This is a genomic window from Corynebacterium sp. BD556, assembly GCF_038452275.1.
In the GTDB taxonomy this organism is placed as follows: Bacteria; Actinomycetota; Actinomycetes; order Mycobacteriales; family Mycobacteriaceae; genus Corynebacterium; species Corynebacterium mayonis.
In genome coordinates this window covers 1,257,605-1,283,070 of the sequence record NZ_CP141643.1, presented here as the reverse complement: position 1 = coordinate 1,283,070, position 25,466 = coordinate 1,257,605, and the positions used below count along the sequence as shown (strand labels likewise).

At 61.2% G+C, this 25,466-nt stretch carries 22 protein-coding genes; 16 read left to right on the top strand and 6 right to left on the bottom strand.

Translation table 11 applies throughout. The annotated features are described in order from the left end of the window. Nucleotide 1 precedes the first annotated feature (1 nt). The 4 genes from brnQ to VLL26_RS05975 form a co-directional block, all read right to left on the bottom strand. Nucleotides 2-1,402: a branched-chain amino acid transport system II carrier protein gene (brnQ, locus tag VLL26_RS05990; protein WP_342318230.1), complete on the bottom strand. Its 1,401-nt coding sequence runs from the start codon at nt 1,400-1,402 to the stop codon at nt 2-4. 100 nt (nt 1,403-1,502) lie between these two features. Further along, nucleotides 1,503-2,579 carry a phosphotransferase gene (locus VLL26_RS05985; protein WP_342318229.1) on the bottom strand — a complete coding sequence of 359 codons (1,077 nt, stop codon included), beginning with the start codon at nt 2,577-2,579 and terminating at the stop codon, nt 1,503-1,505. After that, nucleotides 2,566-4,284: a maltose alpha-D-glucosyltransferase gene (treS, locus tag VLL26_RS05980; protein WP_342318228.1), complete on the bottom strand. Its 1,719-nt coding sequence runs from the start codon at nt 4,282-4,284 to the stop codon at nt 2,566-2,568. Before treS ends, VLL26_RS05985 begins: the two co-directional genes overlap by 14 nt. Before the next feature lie 143 nt (nt 4,285-4,427). Further along, entirely contained in the window at nt 4,428-6,278 is a 1,851-nt protein-coding gene (locus VLL26_RS05975; RefSeq protein ID WP_342318227.1) for an ABC transporter ATP-binding protein, read from the bottom strand. Between the two features lie 83 nt (nt 6,279-6,361). On the opposite strand from VLL26_RS05975, the gene VLL26_RS05970 reads away from it, so the two are divergent. Both VLL26_RS05970 and idi read left to right on the top strand, forming a co-directional pair. Continuing rightward, nucleotides 6,362-6,916: a hypothetical protein gene (locus VLL26_RS05970; RefSeq protein WP_342318226.1), complete on the top strand. Its 555-nt coding sequence runs from the start codon at nt 6,362-6,364 to the stop codon at nt 6,914-6,916. Then, a complete protein-coding gene (idi, locus tag VLL26_RS05965; protein ID WP_342318225.1) occupies nt 6,916-7,467 on the top strand; it encodes an isopentenyl-diphosphate Delta-isomerase in 552 nt (183 codons plus the stop codon). Before VLL26_RS05970 ends, idi begins: the two co-directional genes overlap by 1 nt. On the opposite strand, the gene VLL26_RS05960 is transcribed toward idi, so the two are convergent. Then, on the bottom strand, nt 7,410-8,726 hold the full coding sequence (locus VLL26_RS05960) for a carboxylesterase family protein (RefSeq protein ID WP_342318224.1): 1,317 nt from the start codon (nt 8,724-8,726) through the stop codon (nt 7,410-7,412). The two genes, idi and VLL26_RS05960, sit on opposite strands and share 58 nt — an antisense overlap. A 73-nt stretch (nt 8,727-8,799) precedes the next feature. Between VLL26_RS05960 and VLL26_RS05955 the strand changes: the two genes are divergently transcribed. Together VLL26_RS05955 and VLL26_RS05950 are read left to right on the top strand one after the other, a co-directional pair. Next, the gene (locus VLL26_RS05955; protein ID WP_342318223.1) at nt 8,800-10,752 is read left to right on the top strand and encodes a M3 family metallopeptidase; all 1,953 of its coding nucleotides are present in this window, start codon (nt 8,800-8,802) and stop codon (nt 10,750-10,752) included. 155 nt (nt 10,753-10,907) lie between these two features. After that, complete coding sequence (locus VLL26_RS05950) at nt 10,908-11,048, top strand: hypothetical protein (RefSeq protein ID WP_342318222.1); 141 nt, start codon at nt 10,908-10,910, stop codon at nt 11,046-11,048. A gap of 1 nt (nt 11,049) precedes the next feature. Here the strand turns inward: VLL26_RS05950 and malQ are convergent, their stop codons facing one another. Continuing rightward, entirely contained in the window at nt 11,050-13,221 is a 2,172-nt protein-coding gene (gene malQ / locus VLL26_RS05945; protein WP_342318221.1) for a 4-alpha-glucanotransferase, read from the bottom strand. A 69-nt stretch (nt 13,222-13,290) separates the two neighbouring features. Here malQ and VLL26_RS05940 point away from each other — a divergent pair, with 69 nt between their 5' ends. The 12 genes from VLL26_RS05940 to recO all read left to right on the top strand — a co-directional run bounded on the left by VLL26_RS05940 (nt 13,291) and on the right by recO (nt 25,466). After that, nucleotides 13,291-15,129, top strand: coding sequence for an AMP-dependent synthetase/ligase (locus tag VLL26_RS05940; protein WP_342318220.1), 1,839 nt, complete (start codon nt 13,291-13,293; stop codon nt 15,127-15,129). A 109-nt stretch (nt 15,130-15,238) separates the two neighbouring features. Continuing rightward, nucleotides 15,239-15,907, top strand: a complete 669-nt coding sequence (locus tag VLL26_RS05935; RefSeq protein ID WP_342318219.1) for a hypothetical protein — start codon at nt 15,239-15,241, stop codon at nt 15,905-15,907. Between the two features lie 33 nt (nt 15,908-15,940). After that, entirely contained in the window at nt 15,941-17,059 is a 1,119-nt protein-coding gene (gene hemW, locus VLL26_RS05930) for a radical SAM family heme chaperone HemW (protein WP_342318218.1), read from the top strand. A gap of 36 nt (nt 17,060-17,095) precedes the next feature. Then, nucleotides 17,096-18,124, top strand: coding sequence for a heat-inducible transcriptional repressor HrcA (gene hrcA / locus VLL26_RS05925; RefSeq protein WP_342318216.1), 1,029 nt, complete (start codon nt 17,096-17,098; stop codon nt 18,122-18,124). A gap of 33 nt (nt 18,125-18,157) precedes the next feature. Then, nucleotides 18,158-19,294, top strand: a complete 1,137-nt coding sequence (gene dnaJ, locus VLL26_RS05920) for a molecular chaperone DnaJ (protein ID WP_342318215.1) — start codon at nt 18,158-18,160, stop codon at nt 19,292-19,294. Continuing rightward, nucleotides 19,294-19,998: a 16S rRNA (uracil(1498)-N(3))-methyltransferase gene (locus VLL26_RS05915; RefSeq protein ID WP_342318214.1), complete on the top strand. Its 705-nt coding sequence runs from the start codon at nt 19,294-19,296 to the stop codon at nt 19,996-19,998. Before dnaJ ends, VLL26_RS05915 begins: the two co-directional genes overlap by 1 nt. Before the next feature lie 11 nt (nt 19,999-20,009). Further along, nucleotides 20,010-21,020, top strand: a complete 1,011-nt coding sequence (locus VLL26_RS05910) for a PhoH family protein (RefSeq protein ID WP_342318213.1) — start codon at nt 20,010-20,012, stop codon at nt 21,018-21,020. Beyond that, the gene (gene ybeY / locus VLL26_RS05905; RefSeq protein WP_342318212.1) at nt 21,017-21,583 is read left to right on the top strand and encodes an rRNA maturation RNase YbeY; all 567 of its coding nucleotides are present in this window, start codon (nt 21,017-21,019) and stop codon (nt 21,581-21,583) included. The genes VLL26_RS05910 and ybeY overlap by 4 nt, the downstream gene beginning before the upstream one ends. Continuing rightward, nucleotides 21,584-22,900, top strand: a complete 1,317-nt coding sequence (locus tag VLL26_RS05900; protein ID WP_342318211.1) for a hemolysin family protein — start codon at nt 21,584-21,586, stop codon at nt 22,898-22,900. A gap of 23 nt (nt 22,901-22,923) precedes the next feature. Then, nucleotides 22,924-23,775 carry a pyridoxal kinase PdxY gene (pdxY, locus tag VLL26_RS05895; protein ID WP_342318210.1) on the top strand — a complete coding sequence of 284 codons (852 nt, stop codon included), beginning with the start codon at nt 22,924-22,926 and terminating at the stop codon, nt 23,773-23,775. A gap of 44 nt (nt 23,776-23,819) precedes the next feature. Beyond that, nucleotides 23,820-24,740: a GTPase Era gene (era, locus tag VLL26_RS05890; protein WP_342318209.1), complete on the top strand. Its 921-nt coding sequence runs from the start codon at nt 23,820-23,822 to the stop codon at nt 24,738-24,740. A gap of 6 nt (nt 24,741-24,746) precedes the next feature. After that, on the top strand, nt 24,747-25,466 hold the full coding sequence (recO, locus tag VLL26_RS05885; RefSeq protein ID WP_342318208.1) for a DNA repair protein RecO: 720 nt from the start codon (nt 24,747-24,749) through the stop codon (nt 25,464-25,466).

Here is a 25,466-nt window from a genome sequence, read left to right as displayed (position 1 = left end):
CTTAGACGGTGACGACTTCTCCGTCGACTGTCTCGTTGGTGCCTATTGCCATTGGTGTCCGGGGGCGTGCCAGGTCGATGGCGAGGCCGATGATGAAGGCCACGCTCACCGGCACGACCCAGCCCAGGCCCTCGGCCTGCAGTGGTGCCCAGGTAACTAGCGGGCTCAAAGCGGTTGCACCCCAACCCTGGGAGATGAACGTTTCGATGGCGGACCAGGCGGTAGCGACCCAGATGGGAAGGAAAAACGCCCAGGTGAAGCGGGTGCGGGAGCGGAACGCAGGCTCGATAAGGGTGGCGAAGATCAAGGCGATGGCCGGCGGGTACAAAAAGACGATCACCGGGGCGGCGATGGTTATGACGAACTCTAGGCCTTGGGTGGCCATCGCCATCGAGGCGATGGTGAAGATGATCGCCCAGACTTTGTAGGAGCCCGGGAATTGTTCCGAGAAGTATTCGGCGGTCGCGGTAATCAGGCCGACAGCGGTGGTCAGGCAGGCCAAAAGCACGATGGCGGAGAAGATGATTTGGCCGGCGGTGCCCATTGTCAGGTTGGACGCCTCTGCCAAAAGTGCGGCGCCGTTTTCGAACTCTGCTGCGTTGGGCAGGATTCGGCCGATGGAGCCGAGGCCCAAGTAGATCAGTGCCAGCATCACGCCTGCGCCGACGCCGGCGAGGATTGTGCCGTTGACCACGGCTTTGCCTTCGGGGAAGCCGCGGTAGCGCAGGGTGGAGATGACCACGATGGAAAACGCCAGGGCGGCAATGGAGTCCATGGTGAGGTAGCCCTCAAGCAGCCCGGCGGTCAGCGGGGCGTCGGCGTAGGCCTCGGCAGGCTCGACCGGCGTGGAATCCCATTTTGTCACCGACACGGTGATCATGATGATAAGCAAGATGACCAGCGCGGGGGTGAGGAATTTGCCCAGCTTTTCCATGATGGTGTTGGGGTTCCATGACACTGCCAAAGCGACGCCGAAAAAGACGAGGTTGAAGGCGCCGGAGGCAAAGAGGCCCTCCCAGCCGAAAAGCGGGGTGATGGCGGTTTCGAAGGAGACGGCGCCGGTGCGGGGCAGGGCATAGAAGGCGCCGATGGACAGGTAGGCCAGCACCGGGAAAACGACGCCGAATACGCTGCCGGCGCGCTGCGCTAGGTCGCGCACGTTTGCGCCGGACAGTGCGATTGCGATGACGGCGAGCACTGGGAGAAGGGCGCCGGTGCCGAGGAATCCGATGATGGCGGGCCAGAAGTTGTCGCCGCTTTGGACGGCGAGCATTGGCGGGAAAATTAGGTTGCCGGCACCGAAGAACATGGAAAACAGTGCCAGGGCCGTGACGATGACGGCGGTGGTCGACGCGCCGCTTTTAGTGCTCGGTGCGTCCTGTGAGGTGGTTGTCGAGCTCATGAATCCCTCCTTGTTGACGTGGAATTTCCTTAGAGTACCGTGTCCACCCCCGGAAATCCTAATTTTTTGAGACAATTTGTCTCATGCAGCGGAATCTTTGTTAGGCGAGGAGTTCGCGTATGGCCCCGAGCGGAATCTCCACCCACTCCGGCCGATTATTCGCCTCGTAGGCAACCTCATAAGCGGCCTTATCTGCCACATACGCGGCAAGCAAGGGGTTGTCGCCCACGCCATAACCCGCACAAAGCTTATCGACGCCCCACTGCCGCCACGCCTCCCCTTTAGCTCCCACAGCAGCCGCGTAACCGAAAGAACGCACCATTCCAGCGAGGTCGCGCAACCTGTGGTCGAGGGCGCGCCGCTCCTGTAGAGGACGGGCCGGCTCGCCCTCGAAGTCGATCACATACCACCGCTCATCCGTCTTTAACGTCTGCCCTAAATGGAGATCGCCGTGGACCCGCTGAATCTCATGCTCACCCGCAGCAATATCGGCATACAAGGCGCGCAGCCGTGCCTCGAACTCGCGCAGCACCGGAGCCTGAACAACAAGACGGTCAAGGTGCGCGTTGAGCGCCTCGCTCAGGTGCGCGCCGGGCACAGTCTCAGTGCCAATCCGCGCGGCGAGTGCATCGTGCACCACGCGAATCGCCTCACCCAATTCAGATGGGTCGTCGAGCCCAGCGTCGGAAGTGGCCAGGTCGAAGCCGTCAACTCCGCCGTCAATGAACTCCTGCTGCATCGCCAACGTCGCACCATCGCGGGTGACATAGCCGCGCACACCCGCCACATGAGGGCAGTCGGCGATCGCGCTGAGAAGCTCGACGTCGGGGTTAATGCCGCGCTCAAGGCGCCGAAACACCTTCAGCACCCACGCATCGTCAATCACCAAGGACGTGTTGGACTGCTCCGCGCCCAAGGGCACAGCGCGCACACCGTCGACGGTGCCGTGAAGCGTGCCGAAAACAGCCGCATTGTCCAAGTAAGCCTGCGCGCCGGCCGGGGTGGACAGCACATCTCGCTCGCCGCCGACAAGAACTTGGTAGGTGTCTGTGGTGCCGTTGTGGGTGACGTCGAGAAGCTGCCACTCGAACTGACCGGCCTGGCGTCTCGCCGCAAGCCGCACCGAGTCGATCGCCTCCGACTTCGCCCCGTAGAAACGCTCCTTACTCAGATCCACCAAAGCTTCCCCCCGAAATGTCGAACCAGAAGAAACCATGCGGCGCCAAGGTAACCAACCACGGCAGCTCACCAATCGCCGGGAACTCCACACCACCCGAAACCTCACGCGGCACCGTGCCGTTGCACTGCGACAACTGCATCTCGACCGGTTGCGGACGCGAACTCATATTGTTAACGCACAGCACTCGCTCCCCCTCATACTCGCGGATGAACGCCAGCACCTGCGGGTTGCCATGCTGAACCGGAATATAGGAACCGCGGCCAAACACCTTGTACTGCTTGCGGATGTGAACCCGCTCACGCACCCAGTGCAGCAAAGAATTATCACGTTTGATCTGCGATTCCACATTGATGATGTGGTAGCCATAGCGGTCATTGCGCACCGGCGGCAGGTACAACTGCTCCGGATCTGCCTTGGAAAAACCGCCGTTGTTATCCGCCGACCACTGCATGGGCGTGCGCACACCATCGCGGTCCGGCAGCCAAATGTTATCGCCCATCCCAATTTCATCGCCGTAGTACAAAAACGGCGAGCCGGGCAACGACAACAACAACGCGTGCGCCAACTCCAAACGGTCCCGGTGGCCACCGAGCAGCGGCGCTAAACGACGCCTAATGCCCACGTTCGCCCGCATCCGGGGATCGTAAGCATAGTTTTTATACATGTAGTCGCGCTCCTCCTCAGTGACCATCTCCAAGGTCAGCTCATCATGGTTGCGCAGGAAAATGCCCCACTGAGCGGAGTCCGGGATCGGAGGAGTCTCATTTAAAATATCAATGATCGGCTGGGCGTTTTCTTGGTGGATCGCCATGAAAATACGCGGCATCACAGGGAAGTGGAACGCCATCTGGCACTCGTCGCCCTCGCCCTCACCGAAATACTGAACAACCTCATCGGGCATTTGGTTCGCCTCAGCGAGAAGGAAACGGCCGGGATACTCCTCGTCGAAAAGCGCGCGCACCCTTTTGATGAATTGGTGCGTTTCCGGCAAGTTCTCACAGTTGGTGTTCTCACGCTCAAATAAGTACGGAATTGCGTCCAGGCGGATCCCGTCCATGCCTAAATCCAGCCAGAAACGGATAACCTGAAGCACTTCCTCTTGCACTGCCGGATTGTCGTAGTTCAAATCAGGCTGGTGGGAGAAGAACCGGTGCCAGAAATACTGTTTGCGCACCGGATCAAACGTCCAGTTCGACTCCTCCGTGTCAATGAAGATGATCCTCGCCTCGTCATACTTCGTGGGATCATCCGTCCATACGTAAAAATCCCCATACGGCCCCTCCGGATCCTGCCGCGACTCCTGGAACCACTTGTGCTGATCCGAGGTGTGGTTGATCGGAAAATCAGTAATCACACGGATGCCACGCCGGTGCGCCGCATCAATCAGATTGACAAAATCTTCCACCGTGCCGAACTCCGGCAGCACCTTCCGGAAATCGCGGATGTCGTAGCCGCCATCTTTCAACGGTGAGTCATAAAACGGAGGAAGCCACAGACAGTCAACCCCCAACCACTGCAAATAATCGAGCTTTTCCTCCACGCCCTTTAAAGTTCCCGATCCAGTGTTATCCGGGTCGAAAAAAGCCCGCACCAGCACCTCATAAAACACCGCGTCCTTATACCACTCAGGATCCGGGCGCTGCCACGGCTCCTCCACGGGAGCTGGGATCTTGTAATCAGAAGCCTGGGGAGTCTGTTCCATAGCGCCCCAGGGTAGCGGGAAGTCCACTCGGTCGCGTGGGGTTGCCGTTTAGCACCCAAGGCCGCGAGCGCAGGTGGAGGTTGTACCCGAGGCGACACAGGCGCCGACGTTGCGGGCAAAAACACCCGAACCACCCGTCCCCTTTACTCATCTTCCTCACTGGGGTGAAATCCGAAGGCTTTGAGGCGTTCGCGGTCGGCGGAGCTAGAGGAGGCGGTCAAGGCCAACAATTCGGTGTAGATGCCGCCGGAAGTGGCGAGGACGGCTGGGGAGCCGATCTCGTCGATGCGGCCGTCGCGCAGGGTGATGATGGTGTCAACGCCAGCGATCGTCGAGAGGCGATGCGCGATCATGATGGTGGTGCGATTTTTCATCAGCTCATCAAGACCTTCCTGGACCAAGCGTTCCGCCTTGGTGTCCAGGGCCGAGGTGGCCTCGTCGAGGATGAGGATGGGGGCATCTTTGAGCATGGCGCGGGCAACAGCGACACGTTGGCGCTGCCCGCCGGACAAACGCAGTCCGCGCTCGCCGATAATGGTGTCGTAGCCTGCGGAGAATTTCATAATGAACTCGTGGGCGTTGGCGCGTTTTGCTACTTCGACGACATCTTCGCGCGTGGCGTCCGGTTTGCCGTAGGCGATGTTTTCAAAAATCGTTCCGGAAAACAACGCCGCCTCCTGGAAAACCACGCCGGTGGAGGCCCGCAGTTGCTCCACGCTTAAGTCCTTGAGGTCACGGCCGCAGACGGTGAGCGTGCCGGATTGGGCGGGATAGAGGCCCAAAAGCAGGTTGACCACGGTGGACTTTCCGCCGCCGGACTCGCCGACCAAAGCGATCCTTTCGCCTTCGCGGGCAGTAAAACTCATATTGCGAATGACCGGCTCGCCGGGCTTGTAAGAAAACGTGACATCAGCAAACGCGATGACGGGCTCGCGCACGGGCAGCGGTGGGTGGTTGACGGGGGAAAGCAAGGGGGCGTCGGCAGCCGAAGTGGCCGCGACAATTTGGGCGTTCGCGGTGGGTTCAGCAGGCTCGTCCATGACCTCGAAATAGTCCCGGGAGCCAGCGATGGCGCGCTGGGCAGCGTCAACAATCCAACTCATCATCGACACGGGTTGGCGGGCCATGGTGACCATCTGCAAAAGCATAACCATCTCGCCGATGCTGAAGTCGCCGCTAAGCGTGCGCAGAAACAAAATCACGTAGATGCCCAAAAAGATCAAGGTCATGGCCACCCCACGCAAAGTATCCATGGAGTGCCACCACCGCGACTGCGGTTTAGTAATGCGCACCGTTTCCCCATAATGATGGGCAAACTTCTGCAGCTCACGAACCTCAGCCACGTAGGACTTGGTCACCTTGACCTGGCCGACAACCTCGGCAAAACGCCCATTGCCTTCGTCGACGTTGGCGTTTTTCTCCTGCTCATAGCCAAGCCAACGCTTCGACGTCAACGCCGTCAGCCACGTGTACAGCGGAAACAGCAAGGCAAGCAGCACAGTCAGGGGCCAGTAGTACCAGGCGGTGATAGCCAAAATCGCCGCCACCTGCAGCAACATCGGCAAGAAAGTGTTGGCAAAAGACTGGGCGAACATAGTCACGTTGGCAATCGAGCGATCCAACCGCGCAATGATGGTGCCGGTGACCTGGCTGTCGAAGTAGCGCTGCGGCAGCGACAGCAATGTGGCGAAGTAGCGCGTTGACATGATCTGGCGCATACGGGCGACCATGACGTCGCCGCAGTAACCGGCCACGTTGCGCAGCACAGCAGCACAAGCTTCGGCGGCGAACAGGACCACGGCCAGCCACACAATGGTCCCGGTGGGCGCGGGAGTGCCACCCTCCAAGGTTGCCACGATTGTGTCGGTCGCCTCCTTGATGATGAAGGGGGCGGCAAGGCCAAGTGCTGCGACCACCGAGGAGATAAGCACAATGGCGAGGTAGAAAGGCCACAACGCGGAGGTGCTGCGAACAACGCGAATGAGGGAATGCATAATTGCCCGATGCTACTTGGGTAAACCGCGTGGCTGTAAAATAGATGCAGACTCTCACGCCCTGGCTTATTGGAGACCGATTCATGAGTTCACGCCCACAACGCTTCGTTGCGACGGCTGCAACGCTGCTTAGCGCGATGGCTTTAACCGCGTGCCTGTCCGAAGCCGATGTGGGTGCGGGTCAATCCGCCACAGATATTGAGGTCACCACCCCGACCGCGGTGCCGGAGGAAGAATTCCGGGTCAACGACGTCAACGACCAGGTCACAGACCAAATCCTGGGCCAAAAGGTCAAAGATCCTGGCATGGAACTGTCCTACCAATGGCAGGGCACCAGGCCCTCACCCAACGGCAGCACCACTGTGATCATTGCCGTGACCAACGAATCGGACGTGCCTATGCCGGTGAACGCCCTCGGCGAGCCGCGACTGACTTACGTCTCGGGCGGAAACAACAAAGAGACTGCCCGATTGCTCAACGCGGAGCAGTCGGGACTCAAGATTGTCGGCTTGGACATGCCCCTGGGCCCAGGCGCGACGGCCAACGTGCAGTACCCCTTCAACGTGTCCGTGACAAACCTGGGCCGGGCGCAATTTAGCATCGGCAACATCACCTTCGAGGGGAACCTGAACAACTAGTGCGAGAACAAGTAGTTCTGCTCAACGACGCCGCCGAACCTATCGGGGCGGCCTTCAAAGACGAAGTCCACACCGCCACAACGCCGCTGCACCTGGCGTTTTCTTGCTGGCTGCTGAGTGCGGACGGTCAGCTTTTGATCACCCGCCGGGCGCTGAGCAAAAAGACCTGGCCGGGAGTGTGGACGAACTCATTTTGCGGCCACCCCGCACCCGGCGAAAAAATCGAGGCGGCGATTCGCCGCCGAAGCATTGAGGAAATCGGCGTGGACCCCAAGCTCATCGAAAAGCTGCGCTGCGTCCTCCCAGATTTTCAATACCGGGCGGTGGACTCCAGCGGAGTCGTGGAAAACGAGGTCTGCCCCGTCTACGTGGCACACCTGAAAGTTAACGCCGATGAGCCGGGCCTGCTCAACCCCCGACCTGAGGAGATCGACTCCTACGCGTGGAGCGCTCCCGCCAAGTTGGTCGCCGCGGCCGATGCGACTCCCTTCGCTTACTCGCCGTGGCTGGTGGAAGAATTGGCCGATCCACGCCTGCGCAACGAGCTGTAGCGCGGCGGGGGAAACGCCGACCGCACATAGCCCAGCGGGTCACGCACGATGTCTCGTCCCGAACCGTCGAGCGCTGTGCGCAGCACCTGCCGCTGCGGGCCGTACTCCGGCCAATCGGGATCATTACCGCGGCAAAAACCCACCACCCAGGAGTAAATGTGAGAACCGGCGCTAAACATCTCCTCCAAGTCGTCGCAGTGGGTAATGGGAGCTTGCGGGGAAGCGAACTCCACCTGCCACACCGGCCCCGGCGCGCCCTCGGCAACCTGGTCGACCCAGCGGCGGATCAGGCTGTCGCTGATTAGTTGCCCCCACACCTGCCGTGGGGCAAATTCGCGCACAGCGGCAAAATAAGAGGACAGGCGGGAAAAGGGAAGTCCCATGCGCGGGCCCAGAAGAAAGAAGGGCACAGCGCCCAAGCCGAGAGAATCAAGGCGTCGGGCGGAGTCGTACATTTCCTCGCGTGTAGAGGAGATGATCAGGGGGACTTCGGCAAGTTCGGCCGCCTCAAAGGGGGCGGGGCCGAGCGCGATGTCTGTGAAATAGAATTGGCGCAGGCGCCGGTAGGCTCGCTCCACGCGCGACTCGGCGGCATTGTTGAGCACAGCGCGGGTCACCGGCTTGCCTAAGGCGCCGCGGAGGATGGCCTTGCGCTGCGCGAAAGTCATGCGGGGAAAGGCAGGCGAGATAGCGATTGCGCGGCGGAACCCGCCCCGGAAATGATCGCGCCGGGCAAGCCAGAGCACCAAAGAAGCGCCAGCGGACTGGCCCACCAGGGTGACGTTGGTGGGGTCGCCACCGAAAAACTCGATGTTTCGCTGGATCCACTCCAAGGCCAGTTGGCAGTCGTGGGCGGCGCGGTAATGCGAGGCGGCGTCGTCGGAGAAGCGAGCTAAGCCCGCGAGTTTGAGGCGGTAGCCGATACGCACCTGGACGATTCCTGCAGCGGCGAAGTCCTCGGCGGCGGTGCGCGGGTCGGCGTGAGTGCCGGTTTCAAACCGCCCGCCGTGGATGAACACCAAAACGGGGCAGTCGCTGCCCGCCTGGGCATTAGCTGGGGTGGTGACGGACAGGGCGATGCTTTCGGGGCGGGGGCGGGTGGCGTCGATCAGCGCGCCGTCTTCGGCTGCAACCGCGTCGTTGAAGGGGGCAGATATGCGCGAATAAGGAATCGACTCGAAGCGGCGCATGTGGCCGTGGGCGGTGCCTTGGACGGTTCCCGCGGGACAGGTGACCTCCACAGAATCGAGCTGGCTCATAAGTCTCCAGTTTATCTGGCGCAGATGCCGGACGGCGCAGACGCAGGACGGGGCAGACGTAGGATGGGGTGTCATGATAAAAAATCCGCTTCTCGAGCCCTCATCGTTGCCGTACAACCTGCCCGATTTCAAAGCGATCCGCCTCGAACACGTGGAACCCGCTTTCGAGCAAGCACTTGAGCGCCACGCCGCTGAGATCGCGGAGATCCTCTCTCACGACGAGCCGACCTGGGAAAACACCGTGGAGGCGCTGGAGCGCTCCGGTGCTGACCTTGACCGTGTTGCCGCTTGGTTTTTTAACTTGCACAGCACCGACTCGACCCCACAGTTTGACGAGGTGGCCGACCGCATCGTGCCGAAGTTGTCGGCGCACACCGACTCGATTTATCAAAATGTTGAGCTTTACCGGCGGCTGCAAGGCCTTGAGGTGCCCGACGACGCTGAATCGCGTCGCCTCCATGAGCTTTTGCTGCGCCGCTTCTCGCGTCGCGGCGCTGACCTCGACGCGGCGGGAAAGTCCCGCCTGCTGGAAATCAACCAGCGCTTGTCTGAACTTTCCGAGCGCTTTGGCCGCAACCTGCTCGCCGATACCCGCGAGTTGGCCGTGCGCCTTACCCGCGAGGAGTTAGAAGGTCTCAGCGAGGCCCAGATGCAGGCCTACGCGAGTGAGGATGGTTACGTAGTTCCGCTGGAGTTGCCCACCACGCAGTCCCTGCAGGCCGAGTTGGACGATCCGCAGGCGCGCCGCAAACTTTTTGAAGCTTCCCGCTGCCGTGGCCGCATTTCCAACCCGGAGCTGATTAGGGAGACGGTGCGTTTGCGTCTTGAGCGTGCCAAGTTGCTGGGTTTTGATACCCACGCCGATTACGTCATCGCTGAGGAGACCGCTGGTAGTGCGGAGGCGGCCCGCCGCCTCATCACGGAGCTTGCCCCGGCTGCGGCAGCTAATGCTGCGGCCGAGCTGAAGTTGGCTGGCGAGTTGGCCGGCGAGGAGGTTGACGGCGCCGATTGGCCTTATTGGCAGGCGAAGCGCCGCAAGGAGGAGCTCGGTGTGGATGAGGCGCAGTTGCGTAAGTTCTTCCCCTTGGAGCAGGTGTTGCGGGACGGTGTTTTTTATGCCGCTCATCTGCTGTACGGAATCACGGTGGACAAGCGTGAGGATCTCGCCGGGTACCGCGATGATGTCACCGTGTGGGAGGTGAAGGAAGATGACGGCACCGGTATCGGTTTGCTGTTGACTGATTACAATGCCCGTCCATCTAAGCGTGGTGGCGCGTGGATGAGCTCTTTTGTGGATCAGGCCCGCTTGACTGGCACCAAGCCGGTGGTGGTCAACGTCATGTCGATCACCTCCGAGCTGTTGACTATCGACGAGGTCACTACCGTTTTTCATGAGTTCGGCCACGCTTTGCACGGTTTGCTTTCCGACGTGCGCTATCCCTCCTTGTCTGGCACCAACGTTCCGCGTGACTGGGTGGAGTTTCCTTCCCAGATCAATGAGAATTACGCCTTTGCTCCGCAGATTGTGCGCAACTATGCGCGCCACGTGGATACGGGCGCGCTCATCCCTGAGGAGCTTGTGGAGGCGGTGCGTGCTTCGCGCCGATTCGGGCAGGGCTTTACTACGGCGGAGTACCTCGCCGCTTGCGCCATTGACTTGGCCTGGCACTGCCTCGATGGGGAGATTCCCACTGACATTGACGCCTTTGAGCGTGCGGTGTTGGAGGAATACGGCTTGGCCATTGATGAGCTTGAGCCGCGCTACCGCTCCACTTGGTTCAATCACATCTTCGCTGGCGGCTACTCGGCGGGCTACTACTCCTATCTGTGGGCCGAGGCTTTAGATGCCGATGGCTACCAGATGGTTGAGCAGGAGGGAATTAACCGCTTGACAGGGGAGAGGTTCCGTGAAGCTATTTTGAGCACCGGTGCATCGCGTGACTATGCGGAGGCTTATCGTGCTTTCCGGGGCCGCGAGAAGGACACCCGCCCGCTTCTGCAGCGCCGTGGTCTGGCGGGGGTGTAGGTTCAGGTGTTCGGGTTGAGTCCTTGGCTGCAGTTGCCCATCGTTGTGGTGGTGGCGCTGCCTTTATCGGGGGTGTTGGGGTGGGCGATCTTGCGCGTCGTCGACTTTCTTGGGCACCTGTTTGCCCGGCGCCGAGGTAGGTAGACTACGCAGTCATGACCAACCCGGAGTTCTTACGCAAGGAAGACCAAAAACTTCCCAAGCCGCAGCGCAAGTATCCGCAGTCGCGGGTCACTCAGGTGATGTGGCTGATGATTGCGCTGGTCATCATCGTCGGCCTGCTGCGCCTGTTGTGAGCTAGCCGCGCTGAGCGGCGCGGGCAACACGCCGGAAAAGCTCCATGTCGGAAAGGTCCTCGATGGTCACGGCGGTTGCGGTGGCGTCGGCAAGCGGGATGCACCAATTTTTGTATTGGGTAGAGTTCGTGCCCGGCTGGTTCTGGATGCGGGTATCGCCCACCATGTCCACCAAGTTTATACACGTCAATGCCGAGGGCGTGCCCGCGATGAAGCGGTTGAGGCCGACGATGAGCTCCGCAAGCTGCTCAGCGGAAAACTCGACGGGCTCACCAGCTTCGCGCACCATCAGGTGGATAAAGTCCGTCTCGGCGAAGCTGGTGTGGGCGAATGATCCGGTGGCGCGGGCCTCGTTGAGCACGGCCGCGTGCCAGGCAGCGTCGGCGGCGTTAAGCGTGTCGACGCTTTCAGTGACCAGGCCAAGTTTTGCCCGTAGTTCGTTGTGTGCGCCTTGCAGGTAGCCGGCGGTGGGAGGCAGATCGTGGGTGCCCACCGAAGATAGCGCCAAGTGGCGGTACTGGTTTTGGGGCAGCGGCGCCCCGCTGGCCGGGGTGGACTCGAACCACACCACACTGGTGCCCAGCAGGCCTTTGTCACGCAGGACGTCTTGGACCCACGGTTCGAAGGTGCCCATGTCTTCTCCAACCACGATTGCGCCAGCGCGCTGCGCTTCCAGCGCGAGCACGCCGAGCATCGCTTCGTGGTCGTAGTTCATGTAGGCGCCTTCGGCGGGGTGTCCCATCCGCGGGATCCAAAACAGGCGGAACATGCCCAAAATGTGGTCGACGCGGATTCCTCCCGAGTGGCGCAACACGGTGCGCAGCAGGTCGCGCCAGGGGGCGTAGCCTGCGTTGGCTAGGGCTTGGGGGTTCCACGGCGGCTGTGACCAGTCTTGGCCCTGCTGTGTGAACTGGTCCGGCGGGGCTCCCACTGAGGCCTGCGCGACGAGCGATTCGGCCAGGTTGTGGGCATCGGCGCCGCCCGGGTGGACACCGACGGCCAGGTCGGTGACTATGCCGATGCGCATGCCGGCGGCACGGGCCCTTTCGTGGGCGATGCGGCGCTGCTCATCGGCGATGAACTGTAGCCACATGTAGAAGCGGGCCAGATCGGCGTGTTCCTGCTTGGAGTCGATATGGCGCGCGGTTGAATCCGGTTCACGTCCAAGTAGAGCTGTTTCGGCGCACCAGGTACCGAACTCTTGGAGTCCTTTGCCTTCGTCGTTGAGGAAGGCTTCAAAGTGGGCGGTGCGGGTGTGGTCGGCTTCGGCGAGGTAGTACAGTTCGCGCAAAACGGCCAGTTTTGCTTCATAAATTGGGTTGCGTTCGATGGGGGCGGCGCTGCGGTTTGTGTCTTTTAAGGGGGCGGCAAGTATGAGGGCTTCTTGGCGGGTGGCTTCATCTAAGGAGGCGAACTCGGGCACTTGCTCGACAGCGATGTAGAGGGGGTTGACGAAGCGGCGCGAGGCGGGAAGGTAGGGCGAGTCCTCCACGGGTGGGATGGGTTGGGCGGCGTGGACCGGGTTGATCAGCAGGTAGTCGGCGCCTTCGGCGGCGACGGTTTCGGCGAGAAGCGCTAGGTCGTGGAAGTCGCCGATGCCCCAGGAGTGTTGTGAGCGCACTGAGTAAAGTTGCGCCATGACACCGTAGGCGGGGTTGTGGATGTATTCGTCGTTGGTAGTGAGGCGTTTGGGCACCACGATCAGTGTGCAAGAGGCTGTGAGGTTGTCGGACTCTAGGTGCAGGGTGTGCCAGCCGGTGGGCAGGTCGCCGGGTATGTGGAAGGTGGCTTCGCCCCATGTGGTGCCGTTGACGTTAAGTGGTGGTGTCCAGTTTTCGTCTTGGTGGGCGTCGCGGGAGGTGCCGTCTTCGAGTCTGATCCAGACGTGTGCTGGGTGGCCGTCGTGGACGTGGACGTTGAAGTGTTTTTCTTCGCCGGCGGTGGCTACTACGCATGGTGGCAGGGCGGCGGTGGCCGTGTCTTCGCGGTGTTGTTGGAGGAGGGTTTCGATTTCTTCATCGGTGGGCTTGGAGCTGAGGGGCAGTCCTAGTGCTTGCAGCAGGGTGATGAAGGTTTTTTGTGGGGGTTGAGTGACCAGCCCGTTGGAGGCTTGGTAGTGCAGGCCGAATCCGTGGGTGGTGGCCAGGGCGTGTATGAGATCCGCGTTAGTCACAAGAGTTCATTGTGCCAAAGATGCGGTTTTGCCACCCGCTGTGTTGTGGACAGTAGTAACCTAAACCGCATGCCATCTGCTAACGCTACTACTGAGGCCACTTATGAGTTGGCCCCGAACGAGACCTGCATCAGCCGGCTCGTCGATCTGTGCACACAGCACCCGCACTACGTGCTGTTTTCCCGCCCACAGAATTATTACTGGGTCAACGTCAGCGCCGACGAGTTCCTTGAGGAGGTCTACGCGCTGGCCCGCGGCCTGATCGCTAACGGGGTGGAGAAGGGCGATCGTGTGGCTCTTTTGTCCAACACCCGCTACGAGTGGCAGCTCGCCGACTTCGCCATTTGGGCCGCAGGCGCTGTCACCGTGCCGATTTACCCGTCGAGCTCCCCGCACCAGATCCAGTGGATCCTGGAAGATTCGGGGGCGCAACTGGCCATCGTGGAAAACACCGACAATGTCAAAACCTTGTCCAACCTTCTCGTCGGTGCTGACGGCACCCCCCGCTTGAGCGGGTCCTCATCGAAGCTGCGCCAGATCTACGAGATCAATTCTGGCGGCCTGACTAAGCTTCGCTCCGAGGGTAAAAACACAGGACAGGAGCTTGTCGACGCCCGACTGGCTTCCATCACCCGCGAAGATTTGGCCTCTATCGTCTACACATCCGGAACGACGGGCCGCCCGAAGGGCGTAGAGCTGACCCACGGCAACTGGATCCACCAGGCCCGCGGGCTGGGCACCAACCCGATTGGTGCGGTGGCGCAGCCGGGCAAGCGCGTGGTGACCTTTTTGCCGCTGGCGCACGTGCTGCAGCGGGCGGTGGCTGTGTCGTTGACCATTCACGGCGCCACCCAGGCCCACTGGTCTGATACGTCCTCCATTGCTGTTGAGCTGCAGCGAGTCCAGCCGAACATGGTTCTGGGCGTGCCGCGCGTGTTTGAGAAGGTGCGCAACGCCGCCTACAACAAAGCGGCCGACGGCTCCGGTGTGGGCAAGCGTGTTTTCTTGGAGGCGGAGAAGGCCGCGATTGCCTACTCCAAGGCCTTAGATACCGCGCAGGGGCCCTCGCGCGCCCAGAAAGCCGCCCACAAAGTTTTCGACCGCTTGGTGTACCGCAAGGTCAAGGAAGCCATCGGTGGAGACGTTGAGTACGGCATCACGGGCGGATCGGCTATGAGCCCGGCGCTGGGCCACTTCTTCCGCGGCATGGGCATCCCCATCTACGAAGGCTACGGTTTGACGGAGACGACCGCTGCCGCCTGCGTGAACAACGTCGTCGACCATAAGATCGGCACCGTGGGTCGGCCCGTGGCCGGCTACGAGGCGCGCATTAACGACGAAGGTGAGATCGAGTTCCGCGGACCAGGAGTGTTTCGCGCCTACTGGGGCAACGAGGAGGCCACTGCGGAGGCGAAAAGCGACGGCTGGTTCAACACCGGTGACTTAGGTGAGATCGACGAGGAAGGCTTCGTGCGCATCACTGGCCGCAAGAAGGACTTGATTGTCACCGCGGGTGGTAAGAACGTTTCTCCGGGTCCTTTGGAGGAGATCATCTGCCAGGACCCGCTGATCTCCAACGCGCTTGTCGTCGGCGACGGCAAACCCTTCGTCGGCTTGCTGGTCACGTTGGATTCCGATGAGCTCAGGCGCTGGAAGTCTCAAAACAACATCCCGGAGTCCACTGCGTTGCGTGAGCTGGTGCACAATCCTCGCCTGCAGGCGGAGGTGCAAGACGCGGTGAACATGGCCAACGCGACGGTCAGCCACGCGGAGGCGATTAAGAAGTTCCGCATCTTGGACAGGGATCTGCGCGAAAAAGACGATGAGATGACCCCCACGCTCAAGGTGAAACGCAATGTCGTTTTCCAGCGCTTCGCCAAGGAGATCAACGCCCTTTACCAGCGCTAGGGGGTGGGGTTTCGGCGCGCCGCCCCGGATGGCGCGCCGAAATGGTTTAACATCCTTCCCAGCTTCTTGCCAATGCCGTCAATGTGAGTACAAAAAAAGGGGGTGTGCCGTGCACAAAACCGCAGCTATTCTGCGTCACCGTGAGTTGACTCAGGAGATCTACAACATCGGGGACGAAGTTGCGGAGTACACCGATCACATTGCGGAGGCCATCGCGGATTATGATGGCGAACTTACCGACGATTGCCTCGCCGAGTTTTCCGAGATCGTCGACGATGCCCGCCAGGATGCCCGCCGCGTTGTTGGGGAGCTCATCGGCTTGCGCCAGGCACTGACCACGGGGATGCGCGCCGGAGTGCTCTCAGCGAGCGCGTGCCCCGAGGAAAAAGTGCCGCAACCGGACATCCTCGACGCCGCCAGCTTGGAAGATATCTTCCCCCTCAAAGCGCCGTTTTCAGTGCGCACCATGCACGACGCTCTCACGGGACGCACCGACTTGGTTATCCAGCACCTGCGGGAGATCGTCGAGTACACCCTGGAGCAGACCGACATGGTTGCGCGTGAACTCGGCGCCGTGTCCCTGCCGCAGCTTTATTCGCGTGTGGGTGAGTTGGTGGAAACCGTCGTGGAGGGATGGCTCGACACTGTCTGCGTCGATCACCCGGCCTTTACCCGCACCATGCGGGGTTCCAACCCGCCCGCGTTTTTGGCGGAGCGCGCCCGCATCGACCGAATCGTGGCCAAAGTAGCCGCCAAGAGGTCGCGCCGGGGTGCCTAACCGGGCGGAGGGCAACAACTAGGATGGGCGCCTATGTCATTCGGCGTCTATATCCACGTCCCCTTTTGCGCAACTCGTTGCGGCTACTGCGACTTCAACACCTACACGCCCACTGAAACCACCTCCACCTACGAGGCCTACCTGCGCGCGGTGGAAAAAGAGCTAGAACTAGCCGTCGCCCATTTCGATTTGCCGCAAGCCCAGACCGTTTTCATAGGGGGCGGCACCCCCTCCCTGTTAGGTGCTGCAGGTTTGGGCCGGGTTTTAGACGCGGTGCGCCGCACGATGGGGCTTCAACCCGGCGCCGAGGTAACCACCGAATCCAACCCGGAGAGCACGAACCCCGATTTTTTCGCTGGGCTGCGCGAGGCGGGGTTTACCCGCGTTTCGTTGGGCATGCAGTCGGCTTCGACCCCTGTTTTGCAGGTCCTAGACCGCATGCACACCCCGGGCCGTGCGGTGGCGGCGGCGGCAGAGGCGAAGGCGGCTGGGTTTGAACATGTCAACTTGGACATGATCTACGGCACGCCGACGGAAACTGATGATGATGTGCGCGCCACGTTGGATGCGGTGCTGCAGGCGGGGGTCGACCATGTCTCGGCGTATTCGCTGATTGTGGAGGAAGGCACCGCTATGTCGCGCAAGATCCGCCGTGGGCAGTTGCCCGCCCCGTCGGAAGATGTCTACGCGGAGCGCTACGAAATGATCTCCCGTGCCCTAGAAGCGCAAGGTTATCAATGGTACGAGGTTTCCAACTGGGCGAAACCTGGTGGTCAGTGCCACCACAACCTTTTGTACTGGCGTGGCGGGCAGTGGTGGGGTGCGGGCCCGGGAGCGCACGGCGACATCGCCGGGACGCGCTTTGTCAACGTCAAGCGGCCGGAGCGCTACAATGCCATGCTTGCCGCAGACCAGCTTCCAGTTGCGGGGCGTGAAAAGATCAGCGCTGACGAGCGCCACTTTGAGGCGATTATGTTGGGGCTGCGGCTGCGTGAGGGGATTCCGCTGGAGTGGATCCGGGGCGCGGGGCGGGAAGTCGTCGATAAGCATGCGGCGGCGGGGCTGCTTAGCGTCGGCGATCGCGTTGCGGTGACCGATCGCGGGAGATTGCTTGCCGACGGCATCGTGACAGACATCCTGGCGGCTGAGTAAGATGTGCTTTTAGCAGTCGCGGAAGGAGAGTGCCAAATGAGTGCGGCGAACGATCGCAGGCAGGCAGTGCTGCGCGCCATCGTGGCCGACTACATTGCCATGCAGGAACCAGTGGGATCCAAAGCGCTCGTCGAGCGCCACGCAATGCGAGTCAGCTCCGCTACCATCAGAAACGACATGGCGGCGCTGGAACGGGAAGGATACATCGCGCAACCCCACTCCAGCTCGGGGCGCGTCCCCACCGAAAAAGGCTACCGCGCCTTCGTGGACGCGCTACACGACGTCAAACCGCTGTCCTCCCGCGAACGCCACGCCATCCTCGACTTCCTCGAACACGGCGTGGACCTCGAAGACGTGCTGCGCCGCTCCGTGCAACTGCTCGCCCGGGTCACCAACCAGGCAGCCGTGGTCCAGCTACCCACCCTCAACGTCACGCGCGTGAAGCACTGCGAAGTTGTAGCGCTGGCGCCAACCAGACTGCTGCTGGTATTAATCACCGACTCAGGGCGCGTCGACCAGCGCAACGTCGAACTCGCCACGCCTTTGCACTCCGAGGGAGTGGTGGTGCTGCGCGACACCTTCAACTCGGTGCTGGTGGGCAAAACGATGGCAGACGCATCCTCCTGCCTTTCCGCACTGCCCGAGCAACTCCGCCTCAAAAACGCGCAGCCCCAAGTAGTAAGCGCGGTTGAGCGCGCCACCGCCGTGCTCATTGACACCCTCGTGGAGACGTCCTCGGACCGGCTGATCATCGCGGGCGCCGCGAACCTGCACCAGGGATTAGGTGAACTCCACGGCGTCATCGGCGCCTTGGAGGAACAGGTGGTGATCTTAAAACTGCTGGCCAGCGCCCAAGAAATCGAACAAGTCTCGGTGCGTATCGGGCGCGAGACCCAAGAGGAGGAATTTTCTGCCGCCTCGATTGTTACAACAGCGTATGGCTCCGGGGGAGCGGCGCTCGGCGGGCTCGGAGTGGTCGGCCCAACGCACATGGACTACCCCGGTACCATTCAAAAGGTTGCCACCGTGGCGCGCTACATCAGCCGCGTGCTGCGGGGCGAATAAACAACTTATAGCGAAAAATTCTGGAGACTAACATTGGCTCGTGACTACTACGGGATCCTCGGCGTCGACCGCGAGGCAACCGAGCAGGAGATCAAAAAGGCCTACCGCAAACTGGCCCGCACCTACCACCCGGACGTCAACCCATCCGAGGAGGCAGCCGAAAGGTTCGCGGAGATCTCATTGGCCCAAGAAGTGCTGCTTGACCCCTCGAAGCGCCGCATCGTCGACCGCGGCGGCGACCCGATGGAACAAGGCGGCATGGGAGGTGCCGGCGCCCAAGGCTTCGGCGGTTTCGCCGACATTTTCGAGTCCTTCTTCGGCGGCGCCGCGGGAGGCGGCCGGGGCCCGCGCTCCCGCGTCCAGCCGGGCAACGATGCCCTTTTGCGCACCGCCATCACCTTGGAGGAAGCCTTCGCCGGGGCAAAAAAGGAAGTCACCGTCGACACCGCTGTGCTGTGCGACAAATGCCAGGGCACAGGCTCCGAGTCGAAATCTAAACCCATCACCTGTGATTACTGCGAAGGCTCCGGTGCAGTCCAAGAAGTCCAGCAGTCATTTTTGGGCAATGTGATGACTACTCGGGATTGCCCGAAGTGCCACGGATTCGGCGAAATCATCCAAGATCCCTGCCGCCAGTGCGCCGGCGACGGACGTGTGCGCTCCGAGCGCGACCTGACCGTCAACATTCCCCCCGGCATTGCCTCCGGGATGCGCATCCGCATGGCGGGCCAAGGCGAGGTCGGCCACGGCGGCGGCCCGGCCGGCGACCTCTACGTGGAGGTGCAAACCTTGCCGCACAAAGTGTTCGTGCGCGAAGGAGATGACCTGCACCTCCGCTTGAGCGTGCCGATGTACGACGCCGCCTTGGGCACCTCGGTCGTGGTGGACAACTTGGCTGGCGAAACAACCTCGGTGGACGTGCCTGCGGGCACCCAGCCGAATGAGCGCATCGTGCTCTCCGGTGAGGGCATGCCGCGTTTGCGGGCGGAGGGTGCGGGCAACATGGTCGCCCATGTTGAAGTGGTTGTGCCGACTGAACTAAGCCGCGGCGACCGCGAGGCGTTGGAGAAGCTTCGCGAGGGCCACGCCGACTCTCCTGGGGTCGCCACCGAGCACACTGGCCGCGACGAGGGCTTCTTCACCCGCGTGCGCGACAGGTTCCGCCGCTGATGTCTTTGCCCTATTTCCTCACCGACTCTCCGTCCGACGGGGTGCTCAGCGGCGCCGAGGGGCGCCACGCCGTCACAGTCAAACGCATCGGTGTCGGCGAGCGCATCATGCTCACTGACGGCCGCGGCGCCACCGCCGAAGTGGAAGTCACCGAAATCAGCGACGCCTCGACGCTGCGCGGGAAGGTCATTGCCTCCCAGCAGGTGCTGGCGGCGACGCCGCGGGTCAGCGTCATCCAAGCCATCCCCAAAGCGGAACGCGCCGAACTAGCCGTGGACCTCGCCGTGCAAGGCGGAGCAGATGAGATCGTGCCGTGGATTTCGCACCGCACCGTCGCCCGCTGGCCCGCCCACAAACAAGGCAAGCAGGTGGAGAAGTGGCGCCACATGGCGATCTCGGCGGCGAAGCAGTCGCGCCGGGCTTGGGTGCCGCAGGTAACAGAACCGGTGACGACCAATCAGCTTGCCGGTGTTCTTGCCGGCAAGCAGGTGCTGGTGTTGCATGAGGACGCGACAACTGCTTTGCGTGAGGTGCAGTTTTCTCAAGATATTGCGCTGGTCATCGGGCCTGAAGGGGGTATCGGGGAAGATGAGATGGAGCTGATCGGCGGAGTTGCGGTCAAGTTGGGCCCTGAGGTGCTGCGCACCGCGACGGCTGCATTGGCTGCGCTCAGTGCGATCGGCGTGTTGAGTTCCCGCTGGTAGGGTTAGGCCACATGGAAGAAGTGCTCACGCGCAGGGTCGAGCTTGACTCCGCCTACGCCCAAGCTGTTCTTGGCATTAATGATGAGAACCTTCGCGTGCTCAATCAACAGCTCGCCGCGAAGCTGCACGCCCGCGGCAACACGGTGACGCTGCGGGGCAGTGCCGACAATCTCGCCCACGCCTCTAGGGTGCTCAAGGAGTTGGAGTCGATGGCGCGTCGCGGCGTGCCCATTGGCCCGGACACAGTGGTGCATGCCGCGAAGCTGATGGAGACTGAAGCGCCTGAGACTGTTGCGGAGATGCTCGGTGCGGAAATTGTGGCGCGCCGCGGCAAGGTGATTCGCCCGAAGACGGCGGGGCAGCGCCGCTACGTCGATGCGATTGATGACAACACCATTACTTTTGGCATTGGCCCGGCAGGATCCGGCAAAACGTATTTGGCGGTGGCGAAGGCGGTGCAGGCGTTGCAGGCCAAGGAGGTGCGCCGCATCATTTTGACCCGCCCGGCGGTCGAAGCCGGGGAGAAGCTTGGTTTCTTGCCGGGCACGCTCAATGACAAGATCGACCCGTACCTGCGCCCGCTTTACGACGCCCTGCGTGACATGGTGGATCCTGAGATGATCCCGAAACTCATGGACGCCGGCATTATTGAGGTTGCGCCGTTGGCTTATATGCGTGGCCGTACCCTCAACGACGCTTTTGTCATTCTCGACGAGGCGCAAAATACTACAGGCAGCCAAATGAAGATGTTCCTTACCAGGCTGGGTTTTGGGTCGAAAATGGTGGTCACGGGAGATATTTCCCAGGTAGATTTGCCGCGCGGTACCGTTTCGGGTTTGCGTGTCGCGCGTCGGATTCTCGGTGAGATTGAGGGGATTAGCTTCCAGGAGTTGAGCCCACAGGACGTGGTGCGCCATCACCTGATTTCTGCGATCGTGGCGGCTTATGACTTCCACGACGCGCAAAACGCGGAGCGCTACGAACGCAAGCAGGCCCAGCGTGAGGAAGGCGTCTACGAATGAGTATTGAAGTTTTAAACGAGTCCGGCGAGGCGGATGTCAACGAGGAAATGCTCGTCGATGTGTGCTCCTTCGCTTTGACCGCCATGGATGTCCACCCCGATACCGAGGCGACGATCACGCTTGTCGACGAACCCACGATGGCCGATCTTCACGTCCGTTGGATGGATCTGGAAGGACCGACTGATGTGATGAGTTTCCCCATGGATGAGCTCACCCCGGGCGGTGGTCGCCCCGACGCCGCCGCGTTCGGCGCGGCGATGTTGGGCGATATTATTTTGTGCCCGGCCTATGACCGCAAGCAGGCGGAGATGGCGGGTCATAGCTTGGGCCACGAGCTGGCCCTTTTGACGGTCCACGGGGTGTTGCACTTGTTGGGCTACGACCATATTGCTCCCGCCGATGAGCGGGAGATGTTCGCGTTGCAAAACGAGATCCTCGCTGACTGGTACGACGACTTGAGCGCCCGTGGCGTGAGTTACCAGCCGAAGCCGACGGGGGCGCATGCCTTCCCTTCGGCCGCGGACCGCGACATGCTTGACCGAAAGATGAGGGACGAGGGCTAAGTGGAGGTTTCTGTCTCCTACGCGGCGGTGGCGCTTGCTGCGCTGTTGTTCGCCGGTTTGTTGGGCTCCATCGAATCTGCTTTGCGCCCCATTTCACGGGCGCGCGTGGAGACGATGGTCAAAGACGAAGTCTCCGGTGCGAACGCCTTAATGCGGGTAGTGGAGCACCGCGCCAGCCACATCAACATGCTCGTCATGCTGGTCACGGTGCTCAACGTGGCAGCAGCCGTGTACGCTTCGATGTTCTTCCGCGACTTAGTCAGGTCGGACGGGTGGGGAATCACGGCGACGATCAGTGTGGTGACTTTGGCGCAGTTCGGTGTCATTGGTGTCTTTGCGCGCACCGCCGGGCGGCGCAACCCTTACCTGATTTCGCTGAAAGCGGCGCAGTGGTTGGTGGTCTTTAACACCATTTTCGGGCCGCTGGCGAAAATTTTGATTTGGGTCGGCAACATTTTTCATCCGGGCCGCGATTTCCGTGACGGCCCGTACTCCACAGAGGTGGAGCTGCGCGAAATGGTGGACATCGCCCAGGAGCAGGGCGTGGTGGAGACAATCGAGCACCGCATGATCCAAAATATTTTCGATCTGGCGGAGACTTACGCCCGCCAGGTCATGGTGCCGCGGCCGGAAATGATCTGGATTGAGGGCACGAAGTCGGTGCTTCAGACGGTTCGCCTGATGGTGCGTTCCGGGCACTCGCGCGTGCCGGTGATCGGTGAAAGCGTCGATGAGATCATCGGCGTGGCCTACCTTAAGGACATGTTTGTTGAGTCGGGGGAAAGCATTGACCCGGCCGCGCCTATTACTGCGGTGATGCGCGAGCCGTTGTTTATCCCTGACTCGAAGCCGTTGGATGTTTTGCTCCAGGAGATGCAGCGCATCAACACTCACATCGCCATCCTCATTGATGAGTACGGCAACGTCGCCGGTTTGCTGACAATGGAGGATCTTTTGGAGGAGATCGTCGGGGAGATCACTGACGAATACGACGAGGATGAGCAGTCCCCCATCGAGGCGATCGACGAGCGTGTTTACCGCGCTCAGGGGCGCCTGCCCCTCGACGACTTGAAGGACCACCTGTTCGACAGCATCGGCTACGAGCTGAACTTTGACGATGAAATCCTCGACTCGGTCGACACCGTGGCGGGACTTTTGTCCTACGAACTGGGCCGCGTACCGCTGCCCGGTTCGGCGGTCGACCTTTCGGGTTTGCGTTTTACGGCGGAGGGAGGACGCGACCGCCGGGGCCGGATGAAGGTGCGCTCTGTGCGCATCGAAGTCCCGGATGTGGTGGACGAGTACCAACCCGACTAGTGGGGGGTGCACAATAGGATGTCATGAACATCCTTTCCATCCAGTCGTCTGTTACCTACGGGCACGTGGGCAATTCAGCCGCGGTTTTCCCGCTTCAGCGCATCGGGCACGAAGTGTGGCCGATTCACACAGTGAACTTCTCTAACCACACCGGCTACGGGGACTGGAAAGGCCCGCTCATTGCGGCTTCTGATGTGGCGGGCATCGTCGAGGCCCTGGCGGCCCGCGACGCTTTGAAACGTGTCGATGCGGTTCTTTCCGGCTACCTGGGCGGCGACGACATCGCGGACGTGGTCGTCGAGACGGTAGCCCGCGTCAAAGCGCTCAACCCGCAGGCGCTCTACGCCTGCGACCCGGTGATGGGCAACAAAAACTCAGGGTGCTTCGTCTCTGAGAATATCCCGCCGCTGCTGCGAGATAAGGTTGTTCCGGTCGCAGACATCATCAGCCCGAACCAGTTCGAATTGGGGTATTTGACCGGGGTGGAAGCTTGTGACCTGGACTCTACGCGCCGCGCAGTGGAGGCCGCCCACGAAATTGGCCCACGGACAGTGCTGGTGACGTCGGTGGAGCGCCCGGATGTGGATAACACTAAGTTTTTGGAAATGCTTGTCTCCGACGAGTCGGGCTCGTGGATTGTGCGCACCCCGCGCCTGCCTTTCAAGCGCAACGGTTCAGGTGATGTGACGTCGGCGCTGTTTACCGGCCACTATATCCGTTCCAAGGATGCGGCCGAGGCGCTGGCCAAGACTGCCTCCTCGGTGTTTGGGCTGCTCGAAATGACCTATGAGGCCGGCTCGGAAGAGCTCACGATTGTGCAGGCGCAAGAGCATTACGCGCACCCGGCATTGCAGTTTGAGGTGGTGGAGCTGTAGGCAAAATGGGGGCTTCGGCGCGCTAGACAGTAAACTGCCTGTCCATGAGCACCTTCACCGACACTCCGGACGGTTTCCGCAGTGGGTTTATTAGCTTCGTGGGCCGTCCCAACACGGGAAAGTCGACCCTGACCAATGCGCTGGTGGGGGAGAAAATCGCGATCATGGCTGACCAGCCGGAGACAACTCGTCACCCGGTGCGCGGCATCCTCACTACCGCGGATGCGCAGTTGATTTTGGTGGACACCCCCGGTGTTCACCGCCCGCGTACTTTGTTGGGGGAACGCCTCAACGAGGTGGTGAAGGACACTTTCCAAGATGTTGATGTGATTGGGTTTACGGTGCCTGCGGATGAAAAGATCGGCCCGGGTGACCGTTTCATTCTTGAGCAAATCCGCTCTACGAAGCCGAACTTGCCGGTCGTTGGCATTGTTACCAAGCTGGACAAGGCCAGCAAGGATCAGGTGGGGGAGCGCCTGTTGGAGCTGCATGAGCTGCTCGACGGCAAAGGAGATGTTGTCCCGGTTTCCGCGACGGAAAACACCCAGCTCGATGTGTTAGTTGAGGTGTTGACCAGTCACTTGCCGGAGGGGCCGCGTTTCTACCCGGAGGGTCATGTCACCGACGAGGATGTGGAAACCCGCATTGCGGAGTTGATCCGTGAGGAGGCGTTGCGTGGGCTGAGGGAGGAATTGCCCCACTCTGTCGCTGTCCAGATTGATGAGATGTATCCGGACCCGGAGCGGGCAGAGCGCACCATGATTTTCGCGGTGCTGTATTTGGAACGCCCCGGCCAAAAACGCATTATTGAGGGCCCTAACGGCCGCCGCTTGGGCGGTATTGTGCATCGTGCCCGCCAACAGATCATGGACTTGGTGGGCGAAAACGTCTACTTGGATCTGCGTATCAAGGTGCTGAAGAATTGGCAGCAGGACCCGAAGCACCTCGGCCGTCTCGGGTTTTAGGCGGCGATGGTGGCTAAGCCCAGTTTCCGCGACCGTGCTTTCGTGGTGCGCACCTACGACTTCGGTGAAGCTGACCGGGTTGTTGTGTTGCTCACCCGCAATCACGGGTTGGTGCGGTCGGTGGCTAAGGGGGTGCGCAAGTCGAAGTCGCGTTTCGGCTCGAGGATTCAACCTTTCGTTGATCTCAACGTGCAGCTTTATCCGGGGCGTAATTTGGCCACCATTACGCAGGCGGACACGGTGGCGTATTTTGGGGCGGGAATCATTGAGGATTTTGACCGTTATGCGGCGGCTTGCGCGGTAATGGAGACGGCGGAGAAGCTGAGCTATACGGATCTGCCTAACGCCTTTCTTTACGACGCCACCTGCACCGCTTTGTCCCAAATGCAGGGCGATAGCCACCCCACGTTGGTGCTTGACTCGTTCATTTTGCGGGCCACGCAGTATTCGGGTTGGGGCTTGAGCTTGTTTGATTGCGCGGAGTGCGCCGCGGCGGGCCCGCACAAGGCTTTTAGTGCGCAGGCAGGCGGAGCGGTGTGTACCTCGTGCCGCCCGCCGGGTTCCCTCAGCGTTGATCCGGAGGTGCTGCACACCATGTGGCTGATCCGCAATGGGCGTGCGGCCAGCGCCGAGCATGTTGAGGCGGTACACCGGGCGACTGTTGCTCACCTGCTGTGGCATGTTGAGTCGGCGGTTCGCGCGTTGAAGGTCATGGAGCAGGCATAA

Bases quoted from the DNA above. Each gene is read 5' to 3' on its own strand.
- brnQ (WP_342318230.1), bottom strand. From the start codon at position 1,402: ATGAGCTCGACAACCACCTCACAGGACGCACCGAGCACTAAAAGCGGC.
- treS (WP_342318228.1), bottom strand. From the start codon at position 4,284: ATGGAACAGACTCCCCAGGCTTCTGATTACAAGATCCCAGCTCCCGTG.
- VLL26_RS05975 (WP_342318227.1), bottom strand. From the start codon at position 6,278: ATGCATTCCCTCATTCGCGTTGTTCGCAGCACCTCCGCGTTGTGGCCT.
- VLL26_RS05970 (WP_342318226.1), top strand. From the start codon at position 6,362: ATGAGTTCACGCCCACAACGCTTCGTTGCGACGGCTGCAACGCTGCTT.
- VLL26_RS05960 (WP_342318224.1), bottom strand. From the start codon at position 8,726: ATGAGCCAGCTCGATTCTGTGGAGGTCACCTGTCCCGCGGGAACCGTC.
- VLL26_RS05955 (WP_342318223.1), top strand. From the start codon at position 8,800: ATGATAAAAAATCCGCTTCTCGAGCCCTCATCGTTGCCGTACAACCTG.
- VLL26_RS05950 (WP_342318222.1), top strand. From the start codon at position 10,908: ATGACCAACCCGGAGTTCTTACGCAAGGAAGACCAAAAACTTCCCAAG.
- VLL26_RS05940 (WP_342318220.1), top strand. From the start codon at position 13,291: ATGCCATCTGCTAACGCTACTACTGAGGCCACTTATGAGTTGGCCCCG.
- hemW (WP_342318218.1), top strand. From the start codon at position 15,941: ATGTCATTCGGCGTCTATATCCACGTCCCCTTTTGCGCAACTCGTTGC.
- hrcA (WP_342318216.1), top strand. From the start codon at position 17,096: ATGAGTGCGGCGAACGATCGCAGGCAGGCAGTGCTGCGCGCCATCGTG.
- VLL26_RS05915 (WP_342318214.1), top strand. From the start codon at position 19,294: ATGTCTTTGCCCTATTTCCTCACCGACTCTCCGTCCGACGGGGTGCTC.
- VLL26_RS05910 (WP_342318213.1), top strand. From the start codon at position 20,010: ATGGAAGAAGTGCTCACGCGCAGGGTCGAGCTTGACTCCGCCTACGCC.
- ybeY (WP_342318212.1), top strand. From the start codon at position 21,017: ATGAGTATTGAAGTTTTAAACGAGTCCGGCGAGGCGGATGTCAACGAG.
- pdxY (WP_342318210.1), top strand. From the start codon at position 22,924: ATGAACATCCTTTCCATCCAGTCGTCTGTTACCTACGGGCACGTGGGC.
- era (WP_342318209.1), top strand. From the start codon at position 23,820: ATGAGCACCTTCACCGACACTCCGGACGGTTTCCGCAGTGGGTTTATT.
- recO (WP_342318208.1), top strand. From the start codon at position 24,747: ATGGTGGCTAAGCCCAGTTTCCGCGACCGTGCTTTCGTGGTGCGCACC.